We start from the raw sequence: 15,637 nt of genomic DNA, 5'->3' as shown, positions 1-15,637 counted from the left end.
ATGGCAACTTGTCTGCTGGTGATCGATGTACAGGAATCCTTCCGCCATCGCCCTTTCTTTGACCCCGCCGCGCTGCCAGCCTATCTGGCGGCACAGAACGCGTTGATTGCCGGCTTTCAGGCCCGCCAGTTGGCCGTGGTGCGCATTTTTCACAGCTCCGGCCCCGAACAGCTGGACAACCCTTTTGCCCAGGCCTCCGGCCATGTGCGGCCACTGCAGGGTTTGGCCGATTTCACGGCCGCAGCCCAATTCACCAAGTCGCGCCACAGTGCGCTGGTGGGCACGGGGCTGGAGGTATGGCTGACGCAGCAGCGGATCGACCGGCTGGTCATCAGCGGCATACGCACCGAGCAATGCTGTGAAACCACGGCCCGCCACGCCAGCGATCTGGGCTGGCAGGTGGACTTTGTGCCCGAGGCCACGCTCACCTTTGCCATGCAGCAGCCCGATGGCCAGACGCTGAGCGCGGCCGATATCCAGACCCGCACCGCCACCGTGCTGGCCGGCCGTTTTGCTACGCTGTGCACGGTGGAACAGGCCTTGGCGCGCGCCGTTGCCTGAGCCCACCCCTACCCATGCCACCCACCTCGCCCACCGCCACCATCCGCGTGCTGTTTGCCCTGCTGCCGCACAGCCTGGTGCTGGACTGGGCTGGCCCGGCCGAAGCGCTGCGCATCGCCAACCAGCGCCTGCAGGCCATGGGTCAGTCCGCCCGCTTTGTTCTGACATTCACCAGCCCCAGCCCGCAGCAAACAGCATCCGTGGGGGTGCAGCTCCATGGCCTGGCGCCGCTGCCACCCACGCAGCAGCTGCAAGCAGGTGGTGAGAACTGGGTAGTGCTGGTGGGCCAGCCCGACAGCGGCCCGGGCACACAAGACCCCGATGGCCTGGCCCTGGTGGACTGGCTACGCGGCCTGCGGCTGCAAACCGGGCGGCTGGAGCTGATCACCATCTGCGCCGGCGCCCTGCTGGCCGCACATGCCGGCTTGCTGGATGGGCGCCGCGCCACCACCCACCACCAATACCTGCAGGCGCTGGCCGCCGCAGCCCCGGGCTGCGAGGTGTTGAGCAACCGGGTGTTTGTTTCTGACGGCCCGCTGCACAGCAGCGCCGGCGTGACGGCAGGGCTGGACCTGATGCTGGAACGCATTGCCCAGGGCTGCGGCCCCGTTCTGGCCGCCCAGGTGGCGCAAACCATGGTGGTGGCGCTGCGGCGCGGCCCGCATGACCCGGAGCTGTCGCCGTTTTTGCAGCACCGCAACCATTTGCACGCTGCCCTGCACCGCGTGCAAGACGCCATCAGCCAGCAACCCGCCGCAGACTGGAACGCCAGCACCATGGCGGGCCTGGCCCATACCTCACCACGCCACCTGGCGCGGCTGTTTGCCACCCATGCCGGCATTGCCCCGCTGGACTATCTGCGCCATATCCGCCTGGCCACGGCCCAGGCCGCGCTGCAGGCCGGCGCCAATGTCACACAGGCCGCATTGCAAGCAGGTTTTAGCTCCGACACCCAGTTGCGCCGCGCCTGGCAGCGTCTGGGCTGGTGTGGCACGCCATCCCAAGCGCGGCCACAGGCCAACAAGGCACGCTAAGCACGCAGCAGTTCAGCGCAGCCGGCCACATTTGGCACCGCACTGGCAGCAGTTGGTCGCATGGCACTCGGCGCTCCTCTCGCGCAGCCGCACAGTGTGCGCCACCCGCAGGAGGGAGCCACACCATGCAACTGACACCGCTGATTGCTTTTCACCTGGTGTGCGCCATAGGCGCAACCGCTGTAGGCCCCATCGCCTTGTGGGCGCGCCGCCGTGGTGCGCAGCGCCCCGCATTGCACCGTGCTGCAGGCTATGCATTCGTGCTGCTGATGCTGGGCACCGCGTTATCGGCCATGTTCATACGCGACTTTCGCCACCCCAATGTGGCCGGCTTCACGCCCATTCACCTGCTGGTGCCCGTCGCCCTGGGCAGCTTGGGATGGTCCTTCTGGCATCTGGCCCATCACCGCATTGACTGGCATCGCCGCATCATGCGCAAGCTGTACTTTGGTGCTTGCCTGGTGGCTGGTGCATTCACCCTGCTGCCGGGGCGTTTGCTGGGCGATTGGCTCTGGCAGCACATAGGCTGAGCAAGCATCGCTGCAACAGGCCCATGCACTTGATGCCGTGCTATCCCCCCGTTGGCACGCTCCAGCCGCAATCCATCGCACCGCACTGGTGCCGCCTTTGCTGCTGCACCACAGTGGCGCCCATTCCATCCACAGGAGCCCAAGATGCCCCACACCGCCTCACTCGAACGCCTGGCCCGGCAACGCACCCATGCCAAGCTGGGCTGGTGGGGCCATGCCATGCTGTATCTGCTGGTCAATCTGGGCCTGGCACTGCTGTGCTGGCACCAGGGCCGGCAGTGGTTTGTCTATCCGCTGCTTGGCTGGGGCATAGGCCTGCTGGCCCACGGTCTGTCCATGGTCTTTATGCGCGCCGGCAGCCCATGGTTTGAGCGCCAGGTCGCACGCGAGCGTGCCAGGCTGCAGGCCAGCGCTGCGTCAATGTCCCAGGACTGACGTAGCATGTCTGCCGCCATGCCCGCCTCCTCCACGCTGTTTGTGCCACTGCTGCGCAATGCCCCCAGGGTGTTGCTGCTGTGCCTGGGCATTGCACTGGTACGCACCATACTGGTTCCCTCCGACTGGCTGCAAAACCTCTGGGTGTCCCTCGCTATAGGCCTGCCCAGTTGGCTGGTCATCGATGCCGGGCGTCTGTGGCTCAGCCGCGACCAGGCCACGCCCTGGCCATGTGGCTGGCGTGGCCCGGCCCTGGTGCTGGCGGGCATGTGCGTAGGCCTGCTGGTGGGCGATGGGGTGCTGCGCCTGATTGCGGGCCAAAGCTTGCTGAAGTTGTCCAACTGGGGCTCCACCCTGTTGTTGGCGCTGCTGGCCAATGGCATGTCCACCTGGATGTTCTATCTGGGTGGCAAGGCCCGCATGCTGGAGATGCAAAAAGCCGCGGCCGAGCGCGATGCCGCCGAGGCCAGGCTCAAGCTGCTGGAAAGCCAGCTGGAGCCCCATATGCTGTTCAACACACTGGCCAATCTGCGCGTGCTGATCGCCACCGACCCGCCGCAGGCCCAGGCCATGCTGGACCATTTGAACTGCTATCTGCGTGCCACCTTGGGGGCATCTCGCCAGCCCTGGCATGGTCTGGAGCAGGAATTTGCCCGGCTGCAGGACTATCTGGCGCTGATGCAGGTCCGCATGGGCCCTCGCCTGGCCTATGCGCTGGAGCTCCCCACCGAGCTGGCCGCCACACCCGTGCCGCCGCTGCTGCTGCAACCCCTGGTGGAAAACGCCATACACCACGGCCTGGAGCCTCAAGCCAGCGCCGGGCACATCACGGTGCAGGCCCGCCAGTTGGGCGAGGGAAGCAAAGCCCGGCTGCAGCTCCAGATCATCGACAACGGCCTGGGTCTGCCGGCCGACTTTGCACAGCCCGATACCAGCGCCCGCCACTTTGGCCTGCAGCAGGTGCGCGAACGCCTGAGCACGCTGTACGGCGAGGCCGCCACTCTGGAATTGAGAGCTGCCGACGCAGGCGGTACCTGCGCCACCATCACTTTTCCTTTGAAAAACCCATGAACCCGCGCGCCCTGATTGCCGAAGACGAACCCCTGCTGGCCCTGGGCCTGCAGCAGGCACTGGCCCAGGCCTGGCCGCAGCTGGATACCAGCGCCCTGGCCATGGACGGCATCTCGGCCGTGGAACAAGCCCTGGCGCTGCGGCCCGATGTGCTGTTTTTCGACATCCGCATGCCAGGCCAAAGCGGGCTGGAGGCTGCTGCCGAGCTGGCCGATGCCTGGCCGGCCGATGCGCTCTTTCCCGCCCTGGTGTTTGTCACCGCCTATGACGAATACGCGCTGCAGGCCTTTGAAGCCCAGGCCGTGGACTATCTGCTCAAGCCCGTGCAGCCAGCGCGGCTGGCGCGCACCGTGCAGCGGCTGCAGCAACAGTTGGCCGCACGCTCCAGCGCAGCCTCCGACACCTCGCTGGACAGCACACTGGCCCAGCTGCGTGCCTTGCTGGCCGCAGCACCTGCGGCCAGTGCGCCGCCGCTGCAGATGCTGCAGGCCGGCCAGGGCGCCCATATCCACTTGGTGCCGGTGGCCGAGGTGCTGTATCTGGAAGCCGCCGACAAATATGTGCGCGTGTGCACCGCCACCCAGGAATATCTGGTGCGCACACCGCTGAGAACCCTGCTGCCCCAGCTGGATACCGCCCAGTTCTGGCAGGTGCACCGCGGCACCGTGGTGCGCGCCAGCGCCGTGGCCAGCGCCACGCGCGACGCCCAGGGCCGGCTGCAGCTGACACTGCGCGAACGGCCGGAGAAACTGGCCGTCAGCCGGCTGTATGCCGACCGATTTAAAGCAATGTGATGCCGAAGAATGAAAAAAGGCACAGAGCCCAAGGTTCTCCGTGCCTGTTATTTTTATATTATTTTTATCTGCGGTAATCCAGCTCCAAGCCCAGATATCGCCCGGTCATGGTGGCATTCAAATGTGGCCCATTCGGATCGGGCTTGAATTTGTCAATGGTGTAGATGGTGTCCGCTGTTTTCAGGGGAATCGCCGTTGGCGATGCCTTGGTTGTGCTGCGGCCCTTGCTGCGATTGCTCAGCGAGTGGATGGAGGTGAGTCGTCCCTTGCTTGCCACGTAGTGAGAGGCTGCCTTGGGGGAAATGCCCATCTTCTCAGCGATGACGCTGCAGGATTTGCCTCCATCATGCAATTTGATGATTTGAAGACGTTGTGCCGCAGTAATGGATGTAATCAAATTTCAGCTCCTTAATCGTATCGATGGTCCCGATTTCCTGGGAAATCTGCTGCACTGCATGGAGAAATTCACATGAATTCCTGCCTGCTATACAGCAAAAACATCCAGGGGCGCCTATACATTATAACTTTTTTAGAAAAAAATATTTTTCAACGCAGAATTAACCGTATTTTCTTGCCGCAAGATACTTTATTTTTAGAAAATCAACGACTGCGCCTGCTTGATTTTCGAATCGCGCCAAAGCGAATATTCCTGCGTATTTTAAAGGCCGCAGCCCTGGGATTTTCTGGCGGCCAAGGTACTGCTTCCTCGTCAGCGCTGCGCACCCAGCAGCAGGCCACCTGCACCCATAAAAATGCCACCGGTGGCACGATTCAGCCGCAGCGCGCCACGCGGTGTGCGTATCCAGCGCCGGATCTGGCGCCCACCCGTTGCATAGACTGCCGAGGAGACAAATTCCGCCGCCAGATACAGCGAGCCCAGCACCAGAAACTGCGGTGCTGCGGCTTGCCCCGGATCGATGAACTGCGGAAAAATCGCCGCAAACAAGATGATGGCCTTGGGATTGGTGATGGCCAGGGCAAACTCCTGGCCTATCAGCCTGCGCAGCGACCAGGACTGGGGTGGCGCGCCATTGGCATCATCGTCCAGCAGATCCAGGCCGCTGAAGTCGCGGCTGCGCCAGGTGCGCCAGCCCAGCCAGAACAGATAAAGAGCCCCCACCCATTTGACGGCGGTGAACGCCGTTTCTGACGCCAGCAGCATGGCTCCCAGGCCCACGGCCGACACGGTCAAAAAAATGGCAAACGCCACCACCCGGCCCCAGGTGGCCCATACCGCCTTGGCCACGCCGGTACGCATGCCGTTGTTCAGCGCACAAAAATTGTTGGGGCCAGGCGTGAGGGCAATGAGCACACTCAGCGGGGCAAAGGCCAGGGCATCCATATCTGCACCATGCAAAGCAAAAAAGGCGGCCAGTATAGAAGTCCTGTGGGCAGGGCGTTCAGGCCACACTCAAGGCGTTGCCCCCGCCTCGTTGCGGGCCACGGCGTCCAGGGGCGTCCAGCGCCCGGCCAGGTTTTTCAGCAAGGTGTTGATCGCCGCCAGGCGCAGGTTTTGCGCACTGATCAAACTGCTCTGCGCGCTGAGCATGGTGGTCTGGGCGGTGAGCACATTCAGATAGGCCACGGTGCCGGCCTGGTACTGGTTGCTGACCACGCTCAGGGCTTTCTCGGCAGCGGCCACGGCCTCGGTCTGAACCTGCTGCTGCTGTGCCAGATTGGTGGCGGCCACCAGGTTGTCTTCCACCTCCTGCAGGGCCGTGAGCACGGTTTGCTTGTAGGTGGCGCCCGCCAGGTCCAGCGCGGCGCGGGCCGACTCCACGGCGGCCGAGCGCGCACCACCGTCGAACAGGGTTTGCGCCAGCGCCGGGCCCAGTGACCAAAATAGATTGGGCGCGCTCAGCAAATTGGACAAGGTGCTGCCGGCATAGCCGCCGGCGGCCGACAACGTCAGCGAGGGAAAGTAGGCGGCGCGCGCCACACCCACCTGGGCATTGGCGGCAGCCACGCTGCGCTCGGCCGAGGCGATATCGGGCCGCTGCTCCAGCAGGGTGGACGCCAGCATGGCCGGCACCTGGGGCGGGGCCGGCAACTGGCCGGTGACGGGCAGACTGAAGCTGGCCGGTGCCAGGCCCAGCAAGGCAGCCAAGGCATGCTCGTACTGGGCGCGCGTGGTCTGGCTGGCCAGCAGCTGGGCCTGGGTGCTTTTGTACTGCGACTCGGCCTGGGCCACATCGGCGGACGAAGCCACGCCGGCACGGTAGCGGTTTTGCGTCAGCTGCAGGCTTTGCTGGTAGGCCTTGAGCGTGTCTTGCAGCAGCAGCATTTGCGCTTCGGCGGCACGCAGCGAGAAATAGGTTTGCGCCACCGTGGCCTGGGCGCTCAGGCGGGCGGCATCCAGGTCGTCCTGCTTGGCCTGGGCGCTGAGGCGGTTGGCATCCACCTGGCCGGACAGCCGCCCCCACAGGTCCAGCTCCCAGCTGGCATTCAGGCCCAGAGAATAGCTTTCGCTGATGCGGCTGGACTGGGTGCTGCTGCTGTTGTTGGTGGTGTTGGAACGGGCGCGGCTGCCACTGCCCGACAGGCCCAGCGTGGGCGACTGGGCCGCCCGGCTGCTGGCCACCAGGGCCTGGGCAGCGCGCAGCCGGGCCACGGCCTGTTCCACCGAGGGGCTGCCGGCCGCGGCCTGGGCCTGCAACTGGTTGAGCGTGGCGTCGCCATACACCGTCCACCAGTCGGTGGGCAAGGTTCTGGACGGGGTGTCTGCACCATGCTGGGCCGGCAGCCAGATGCCTTGCTCGGCCGCAGCCGGCGTGGCCTCTTTGAACTGGGCCGGCACAGAAAGCGCCGGGCGCTGGTAGAGCGGCGCCATGCTGCAGCCGGCCAGCACAGCGGCCACGGCCAAGGGCAAGGCGGAACGCGTCCACGAACCAGGCGTCCGCAGAACTGCTTTGCGCGAGACGGCCAGCAAGGGCCGCCCCGCAGCATGGACTGCCCGAGCAAAGGCCGCCCCCCCCTGGGGGGAAGACGCGAAGCGGCTCAGGGGAGAGATCATCTTTATGAGCATGTTCTGCTTATGGGCTGGGCGTTTCAGACCGATTTCTTGCATAAATTCAATCCAGGCAGTCATGCACTGGCTCCCGAAGCTGCCGCATGGCCCGCACCGCGCTTCAGCCAGGCGGGGCGGCCTTGCCAGATCTTCTGCACGCGCAGGCGCAGCCTATCCAGCAGCACATAGACCACGGGCGTGGTGTAGAGCGTCAGCAGCTGGCTGACCAGCAGACCGCCCACAATCGCAATGCCCAGCGGCTGGCGCAGCTCGGCGCCGTCGCCCCGGCCCAGGGCCAGCGGCAGCGCGCCAAAGATGGCGGCCATGGTGGTCATCAGAATCGGGCGCAGCCGCAGATTGCCGGCGCGGTAAATGGCCTGGGCCGCAGAGACATGGCCGCTTTTTTCGCGCTCCAGCGCGAAGTCAATCATCATGATGGCGTTCTTCTTCACCAGGCCTATGAGCAAGATTACGCCGATGAAGGCGATCAGCGAGAACTCGGTCTTGCACAGCATCAGCGCCAGCAGCGCGCCCACACCGGCCGATGGCAGCGTGGACAGAATCGTCAGCGGGTGCACCAGGTTTTCATACAGCACGCCCAGCACCAGGTAGATGGTGATGATGGCCGCCAGAATCAGCAAAGGCTGGCCCGCCAGTGCCTGCTGAAAAGCCCCGGCCGTGCCGCTGAAGCTGCCGCGTATGGACACCGGCACGCCCAGCCCTGCAATGGACTGGCGTATGGCCTCATTGGCCTGGGACAACGACACCCCCAGCGGCAGGTTGTAGCTGATGGTGCTGGCTGGCGTGCCGCCCTGGTGGCTGACCGACAGCGCCGTGTTGGTGGTGGTGACCTTGGCAAATGCCGTCAGCGGCACCTGCTCGCCGCTGCTGTTGACCAGAAAGAAGCCACGCAGCGTTTCCGGGCTCTGCAGAAACTGGGGCGCGGCCTCCATCACCACCCGGTACTGGTTGAGCGGGTTGTAGATCACGCCCACCTGGCGCTGGCCAAAGGCGTCGTTCAGCGCATTGTCGATTTGTGAGACCGTCAGCCCCAGGCGTGTGGCCTGGTCGCGGTCGATCACCAGCGTGGTCTGCAAGCCCTTGTCCTGCACATCGCTGTTCACATCGGTCAGCTCGGGCAAGGTGGACAGCTGCTGGCGTATGCGCGGCTCCCAGGTGCGCAGCACGGCGTTGTCGTCGGCCTGCAGCGTGTAGTCATATGAGGCCATGCTCTGGCGCCCGCCTATGCGTATGTCCTGCTGGGCCATCATGAACAATGTGGCGCCGGGCTCGTTTTTCAGCTGCTCGCGCAGGCGGGCAATGACCTGGTCACTGGAGTCCTTGCGCTCGGCCAGGGGCTTGAGCGACATGAAGACGCTGGCCGAATTGCGCTGGCCGCCACCGGTGAAGCCCGTCACATATTCCACCGCCGGGTCTTGCTGGATGATGGCCAGAAAGCGCTGGATGCGCCGCTCCATGGACTGGTAGGACGCGGCCTGGTCGGCACGGATAAAGCCCATCACCCGGCCCGTGTCCTGCTGGGGCATAAAGCCTTTTTCGATCACCGCATACAGGTAGACGTTGAGGCCAATCACCGCCAGCAGCACCAGCAGCACCAGGGGCTGGCGCCGCAGACACCAGGCCAGCGAGTGGCGGTAGCCATGGGCCAGCGCGTCTTCGGCCCGGCCTATGGCGGAGGAGACCCGCTGCCACAGCCCGTCCCAGCGCTGGCGCCACAGACCGGCAGGCCTGCGCGCCCTGGCCTCGGTCTGCTGGGCATTGGTGCGCAGCAGGACGGCACACATCATGGGCGTGGTGGTGAGCGACACCAGCATGGACACCAGAATGGCCGCCGACATGACCACGGCGAACTCACGAAAGAACCGTCCCACGATGCCGCCCATGAACAAAATGGGCACGAAGACCGCAATCAGCGACAGGCTCATGGAGACCACGGTAAAGCCGATTTCGCGTGCGCCCTGCAGCGCCGACTGCAGCGGTGACTTGCCCTTTTCCATGTGGCGCATCACGTTCTCCAGCACCACGATGGCGTCATCCACCACAAAGCCCGTGGCCACGGTGAGGGCCATCAGCGAGAGGTTGTCCAGCGTGTAGCCGCACAAATACATGATGCCGAAGGTGCCCATCAGCGAGGCCGGCACGGCCACCGCCGGAATCAGCGCGGAGCGGGCATTGCGCAGGAACAGAAACACCACCAGGATCACCAGCGCCACCGAGATCAGCAGCGAGCGCTCCACCTCCTCCACCGAGGCCCGCAGCGTGGGCGTGCGGTCGGAGACGATGGTCATGTCGATGGCGGCGGGAATGGAGGCCTGGAGCTGGGGCAGCAGGGCACGCACCCGGTCCACCGCTTCGAGGATGTTGGCGTCCGGCTGCTTGAAGACCTGCAGCAGCACCGAGGGCTTGCCATTGGCCACGCCAAAGTTGCGCACGTCCTGCACCGAGTCCTTGACCTCGGCCACATCCGAGAGGCGCACGGCGTTGCCGTTGTCCCAGCGCAGCACCAGGGGGGCGTAGTCGGCGGCCTTGGTCGCCTGGTCGTTGGTGGCGATCTGCCAGTAATGGTCCTCGCGCTCCACGGCACCCAGCGGGCGGTTGGCATTGGTGCTGGTGATGGCTGTACGCACCTGCTCCAGCGACACGCCATTGGCCGCAAGGCGCACCGGGTCCAGCTCCACACGCACGGCCGGCAGGGCGCCGCCGTTGATGCTGGCCTGGCCCACGCCCTCCACCTGGGAGAGCTTTTGTGCCAGCACGGTGGAGGCCGCGTCATACATCTGCCCACGCGTGAGACTGTCCGAGGTCAGCGCCAGAATCAGAATCGGCGCATCGGCCGGGTTCACCTTGCGGTAGGTGGGATTGCTGGGCATGCCCGAGGGCAGCAGGGTGCGCGCCGCATTGATGGCCGCCTGCACATCGCGCGCGGCGCTGTCCACGGTGCGCGACAGATCAAACTGCAACGTGATGCGCGTGCTGCCCAGGCTGGAGCTGGAGGTCATTTCATTGACCCCGGCAATCGCCCCCAGGGCCCGCTCCAGCGGCGTGGCCACGGTGGCGGCCATGGTGTCCGGTGCGGCGCCGGGCAGGCTGGCCGTGACCGAGATGGTGGGAAAGTCCACCTGCGGCAGCGGTGCCACCGGCAGCAGGAAATAGGCCACACCGCCAGCCAGGGCCATGCCGATGGTGAGCAGCATGGTGGCCACGGGACGGAAGATAAAGGGGGTGGACAGGCTCATGGCTGCGGCCCCTTCATACGACCCGTGCCCACGCCTTCCCCCACCGGGGGAAGGTTGGGACGGGGACAAACCCAGTCCCTGGCAAGGAGCCCCTCACCCCTGCCTTCTCCCAGAGAGATAGGGTGAGGGAGATGGAGCAGCAAAGCCATCTGCACTGTGCGCTCACACATGGCCGTCCTCCGCCGCATCGTCCATGTGCCGCAGATGCTGCACGGCGGGCAGACCGCGCTTCACGCGCCAGCGCTCCACCCAGCCTTCAAACGTGAGGTAGATCACCGGCGTGGTGAACAGCGTCAGCAACTGGCTCAGCAGCAGACCGCCCACCATCGTCACCCCCAGCGGATGGCGCAGCTCGCTGCCCACGCCGCCGCCAATCATCAGCGGCAGCGCACCCAGCAAGGCGGCCAATGTGGTCATCAGAATGGGGCGAAAGCGCAGCAGGCAAGCCTGGTGGATGGCGGCGCGTGCCGCCATGCCCTGCTCGCGCTGGGCCTCCAGCGCGAAGTCAATCATCATGATGGCGTTCTTCTTGACGATGCCGATCAAGAGCACGATGCCGATGATGGCGATGACGTCCAGATCCAGCCCCGCCATCAGCAACGCCAGCAGCGCGCCCACACCGGCCGAAGGCAGGGTGGAAAGAATGGTGATGGGGTGGATGGTGCTCTCATACAGCACCCCCAGCACGATGTACATGGTCACCACGGCGGCCAGCACCAGCAGCAGCGTGTTGGACAGCGAGGCCTGGAAGGCCAGGGCCGCGCCCTGGAACTCGGCATCCACCGACAGCGGCAGCAGGCCTTCGCCGCGCAGGGTTTGCATTTGCTGCTGGGCCGCCTGCACCGCATCGCCCAGCGACACGCCGGCCGCCGTGTTGAAGGAAATGGTGGCCGCCGGCAGCTGGCCCACATGGTTCACGGCCAAGGCCATGGGCCGTTCGCGCACCGTGGCCACCGAGGTCATGGGCACGGGCGCCCCCGTGGTGGAGGCCACATAGATGGACTGCAGCGCCTCGGGGCCCAGCTTGAACTGCTGCGCCACTTCCAGCACCACGCGGTACTGGTTGGACTGGGTGAAGATGGTGGAAATCAGCCGCTGGCCAAAGGCGTTATAGAGCGCGGTGTCCACCGCAGCCACCGTCACCCCCAGGCGGCTGGCCTGGGCACGATCGATTTCCACATAGGCCTGACGGCCCTGGTTCTGCAGATCGCTGCCCACATCCAGCAGCTGCGGCAGCTGGCGCAAGCGCTCCACCAGGGCCTGGGTGCTGCGCTCGAGCTGGGCCATATCGGGCGAGGACAGCAGCAGCTGGTACTGGGTGCGGGCCTGACGGTCTTCGATGGTCAGGTCCTGCACCGGCTGGGCATACAGGCGTATGCCGCTCACCTGCTCGGCGCCATCGCTGAGGCGGCGCAGCACGGCAGGCATGGCCTCGCGCTGGCCATGAGGCAGCAGGTCGATCTGCATGCGCCCGGTGTTCAGCGTGGTGTTGCTGCCATCCACGCCGATGAAGGAGGAAATGCTTTGCACCGCCGGGTCTTTGAGCAACTGCTCGGCCAGAGCCTGCTGGCGCTCGGCCATGGCGGCAAACGAGATGGACTGGTCAGCCTCGGTGGTGGCGGTAATCGTGCCCGTGTCCTGGTCAGGAAAGAACCCCTTGGGCACCAGCATGTACAGCAGCACCGTGATGGCCAGCGTGGCCAGGAACACGGCCCAGGTCAGGCCACGGTGCTCCAGCACCCAGTCCAGCCAGCGGCCGTAATGCGCGATGACGCCGTCAAACCAGCGCCCCACGGCATCGGCCGCACGGCCCCAGGCGCTGCGCTGGGCCGGGGCCGCGCCCGGATCCACCGGCTGGTGGCGCAGCAATCTGGCGCACAGCATGGGCGTGAGCGTGAGCGAGACTACGGCCGAAATCAGAATCGACACCGCCATGGTGATGGCGAATTCGTGGAAAAGGCGCCCCACCACATCGCCCATGAACAGCAGCGGGATCAGCACCGCAATCAGCGAAATAGTGAGCGAGATGATGGTGAAGCCAATCTGCTTGGCGCCCTTGAGCGCGGCCTGCATGGGCGGCTCGCCCTTTTCCACATAGCGGGCGATGTTCTCTATCATCACAATGGCGTCGTCCACCACAAAGCCGGTGGAAATGGTCAGCGCCATCAGCGTGAGGTTGTTGATGGAAAAGCCCGCCAGATACATCACACCAAACGTGCCCACCAGGGACAGGGGCACGGCCACGCTGGGAATGAGGGTGGCCGAGGCACTGCGCAGAAACAGAAAGATCACCATCACCACCAGGGCAATGGCCAGGGCCAGCTCCCACTGCATGTCTGCCACCGAGGCGCGGATGGTGACGGTGCGGTCGGTGAGGATGTGCACATCCAGCGCGGCGGGCAGCGTCTCCTGCAGCTGGGGCAGCAAGGCCTTGATGGCGTCCACCGTGGCGATCACGTTCGCGCCGGGTTGGCGACGGATGTTGAGGATCACCGCCGCCGTGGAGCCTTGCGCGGGCGTGCCGGCCCAGGCTGCCAGGCGGGTGTTCTCGGCATCGTCCACGGCCTCGGCCACATCGCTCAGGCGTATGGGGTTGCCGTTCTTGAAGGCGAGGATGAGGTTGTGGTATTCGGTCGCCGACTGCAGCTGGTCGTTGGCATCGATGGTGGAGGCACGCTCCGGCCCATCAAACCCGCCCTTGGCGCTGTTGACGTTGGCGGCGGCAATGGCGGTGCGCACATCGTCCAGCGTCAGGCCGTAGCTGGCCAGGGCCGTGGGGTTGGCCTGGATGCGCACGGCCGGACGACGCCCGCCGGCAATGGCCACCAGGCCCACGCCCTTGACCTGGGACAGCTTGGGCGCCAGCCGGTTTTCCACCAGATCGTTGACGCGAATCACCGGCAGCGAGGGCGAGCTGATGGCCAGCGTCAGCACGGGTGCATCCGCCGGATTCACCTTGCTGTACAGCGGCGGCATGGGCAGATCGGTGGGCAGCAGATTGGTGCCGGCATTGATGGCGGCCTGCACCTGCTGCTCGGCCACATCCATGGCCATGGTCAGCGCAAAGCGCAAGGTGATGACGGAGGCTCCACCCGAGCTGGTGGAGGACATCTGGTCCAGCCCCGGCATCTGGCCAAACTGGCGCTCCAGCGGCGCGGTGACGTTGGAGGTCATCACATCCGGGCTGGCACCCGGGTACAGCGTGGTGACCTGTATGGTGGGGTAGTCCACCTCGGGCAGGGCCGAGGTGGGCAGCAGCCTGTAGGCCAGGATGCCGGAGATCAGCACCGCCACCATCAAGAGCGAGGTGGCAATGGGCCGCAGGATAAAAAGGCGGGAGAGGTTCATGGTGGCCGAAGACGCTGCTGCGTTGCTGCGCTATTCAATAAAAACCGACTCAGCGGCCACCCGCAGCACCTGCTGCCGCATTGTTGCCAGATGCGGCTTTTGTGCTTGCGGCGTCTGCAAGAGCAGCTCCCGAAACAGTAGCAGATGCCGCTGGGAATGCCCCCGCGCCATCGGCACCGCCTGCGCTGCCATCCCGTTCGGCGCGCAGCTTCTGGAAAAACGCCTTGCGCTCATCCGGGCCCATCTTGGCCAGCTTTTCCCGTTGCTCGGGTGGCAGCTTGGCCAGGCGCTCTCTTTGCTCGGGCGTGAGCTTGCCCATGCCACGCGGCTGGCTGCGGGCCTCCTGCACGGCCTGGTCCACCTTCTCCACCTTGTCGGCCGCGATCACCGTGACCTGGGCGCCTTCACGCAGGCGGTCTATGCCGTCGGTGACGACCTGGTCGCCGGGAGAGAGCTCGCCCTGCACGCTGACGCGGTCGCCGTCGGTGACACCTACCTTGATCTTGCGCTGGGTGACCGTGTGATCGGCCTGCACCAGGTAGACATAGTTGTTCTGCACCGCCGTGCTGGGCACGGTCAGCGCCTGGTCAAAGCGGTTCACCTGCAGCTTTACATTCACGAACTGGTTGGCAAACAGGCTGCCGTCGGCATTGGGGAATGCGGCCTTGGCCTTCACGGTGCCGGTGGTGGTGTCGATGGCGTTGTCCAGGGCATTCAACTGCCCCTTGCCCAGCAGCTGTTTTTGGTCGCGATCCCACAGCTCCACCGGCAGTTGCTGGCCCTTGGCCAGTTGCTGGGCCAGGGTGCTGACATGGACCTCGGGCAGGGAGAACACGGCATCAATCGGCCGCACCTGGGTGATGCTGACCAGACCGTTGGTGTCTGTGGGGTTGAGCACATTGCCCAGATCGGCCTGGCGCAGACCCAGCCGGCCCGCAATGGGGGCCGTCACCCGGGTGTAGCTCAGCTGCAGCCTGGCGGCATCCACCTGCCCCTGGTCATTGGCCACCGTGCCCTGCAGCTGCTGCACCAAGGCCTTTTGGGTGTCCACCTGCTGGCTGGCAATCGAATCCTGGGCCAGCAAGGCCTGGTAGCGCTGCAAATCCAGCTGGGCATTCTTCAGTTGCGCCTGGTCGCGCTGCAAGGCGCCCAGCGCCTGGTCTAGAACGGCCTGAAAGCTGCGTGGATCGATCTCGGCCAACAACTGCCCAGCCTTGACCTCGTCGCCTTCCCTGAAGTGCAGCTTTTGCAGCTCGCCCGAGACCTTGACCCGCACCACCGCCGTGGCCCTGGCATTCATGGTGCCGATGGCGCTGACCAGCTGGCGCATATCGCGCCGGTCCACCACCCCCACCGACACCGGCTGCGCACCGGCCGCGCCCGGGCCCATGCGCCCGCCCCGCCCCGGCCCCTGCGTGGCCGTAGCGCCCGGCGTGGTATCCGCCTGGCGATGGCCCAGCCACCACCACAACCCACCCGCCACCAGCGCGGCGGCGCAGCCCAGCACCAGCCATGCCCTCGATACCCGCCCGCGCATGCTCTGCGGAAAATGCATAGTCCACTCCAAACAACGACTGCCGCCATCCTAGCCGCGCTCCAC

12 protein-coding genes are annotated in these 15,637 nt (G+C 65.5%); 6 read left to right on the top strand and 6 right to left on the bottom strand.

Annotation, left to right across the window (positions count from 1 at the left end; genetic code table 11):
- From ACA027_RS06475 to ACA027_RS06450, 6 genes are all read left to right on the top strand, one after another.
- Window positions 1-561 carry an isochorismatase family protein gene (locus tag ACA027_RS06475; RefSeq protein ID WP_370681579.1) on the top strand — a complete coding sequence of 187 codons (561 nt, stop codon included), beginning with the start codon at window positions 1-3 and terminating at the stop codon, window positions 559-561.
- Between the two features lie 14 nt (window positions 562-575).
- Complete coding sequence (locus ACA027_RS06470) at window positions 576-1,595, top strand: GlxA family transcriptional regulator (protein WP_370681578.1); 1,020 nt, start codon at window positions 576-578, stop codon at window positions 1,593-1,595.
- A 125-nt stretch (window positions 1,596-1,720) separates the two neighbouring features.
- A complete protein-coding gene (locus ACA027_RS06465) occupies window positions 1,721-2,125 on the top strand; it encodes a DUF2306 domain-containing protein (RefSeq protein WP_370681577.1) in 405 nt (134 codons plus the stop codon).
- Between the two features lie 144 nt (window positions 2,126-2,269).
- Window positions 2,270-2,560 carry a 2TM domain-containing protein gene (locus tag ACA027_RS06460; RefSeq protein WP_370681576.1) on the top strand — a complete coding sequence of 97 codons (291 nt, stop codon included), beginning with the start codon at window positions 2,270-2,272 and terminating at the stop codon, window positions 2,558-2,560.
- 6 nt (window positions 2,561-2,566) lie between these two features.
- The gene (locus tag ACA027_RS06455; protein ID WP_370681575.1) at window positions 2,567-3,631 is read left to right on the top strand and encodes a sensor histidine kinase; all 1,065 of its coding nucleotides are present in this window, start codon (window positions 2,567-2,569) and stop codon (window positions 3,629-3,631) included.
- Complete coding sequence (locus tag ACA027_RS06450) at window positions 3,628-4,425, top strand: LytR/AlgR family response regulator transcription factor (RefSeq protein WP_370681574.1); 798 nt, start codon at window positions 3,628-3,630, stop codon at window positions 4,423-4,425. The genes ACA027_RS06455 and ACA027_RS06450 overlap by 4 nt, the downstream gene beginning before the upstream one ends.
- 64 nt (window positions 4,426-4,489) lie before the next feature.
- Here the strand turns inward: ACA027_RS06450 and ACA027_RS06445 are convergent, their stop codons facing one another.
- The 6 genes from ACA027_RS06445 to ACA027_RS06420 all read right to left on the bottom strand — a co-directional run bounded on the left by ACA027_RS06445 (window position 4,490) and on the right by ACA027_RS06420 (window position 15,592).
- Window positions 4,490-4,822: a helix-turn-helix domain-containing protein gene (locus ACA027_RS06445; protein ID WP_370681573.1), complete on the bottom strand. Its 333-nt coding sequence runs from the start codon at window positions 4,820-4,822 to the stop codon at window positions 4,490-4,492.
- 312 nt (window positions 4,823-5,134) lie between these two features.
- The gene (locus tag ACA027_RS06440; RefSeq protein ID WP_370681572.1) at window positions 5,135-5,767 is read right to left on the bottom strand and encodes a LysE family translocator; all 633 of its coding nucleotides are present in this window, start codon (window positions 5,765-5,767) and stop codon (window positions 5,135-5,137) included.
- A 69-nt stretch (window positions 5,768-5,836) separates the two neighbouring features.
- Window positions 5,837-7,255, bottom strand: coding sequence for an efflux transporter outer membrane subunit (locus ACA027_RS06435; protein WP_370682526.1), 1,419 nt, complete (start codon window positions 7,253-7,255; stop codon window positions 5,837-5,839).
- Window positions 7,256-7,509: 254 nt separating this feature from the next.
- A complete protein-coding gene (locus ACA027_RS06430; protein WP_370681571.1) occupies window positions 7,510-10,689 on the bottom strand; it encodes a multidrug efflux RND transporter permease subunit in 3,180 nt (1,059 codons plus the stop codon).
- Between the two features lie 162 nt (window positions 10,690-10,851).
- Complete coding sequence (locus tag ACA027_RS06425) at window positions 10,852-14,037, bottom strand: MdtB/MuxB family multidrug efflux RND transporter permease subunit (protein ID WP_370681570.1); 3,186 nt, start codon at window positions 14,035-14,037, stop codon at window positions 10,852-10,854.
- A 49-nt stretch (window positions 14,038-14,086) separates the two neighbouring features.
- The gene (locus ACA027_RS06420; protein WP_370681569.1) at window positions 14,087-15,592 is read right to left on the bottom strand and encodes an efflux RND transporter periplasmic adaptor subunit; all 1,506 of its coding nucleotides are present in this window, start codon (window positions 15,590-15,592) and stop codon (window positions 14,087-14,089) included.
- Between the last annotated feature and the right edge of the window lie 45 nt (window positions 15,593-15,637).

The organism is Comamonas sp. GB3 AK4-5 (genome assembly GCF_041320665.1).
Classification (GTDB): Bacteria; Pseudomonadota; Gammaproteobacteria; order Burkholderiales; family Burkholderiaceae_C; genus Comamonas.
The sequence above is the reverse complement of the archived record's forward strand: the minus strand, read 5'-3'. Positions and strand labels throughout refer to the sequence as shown.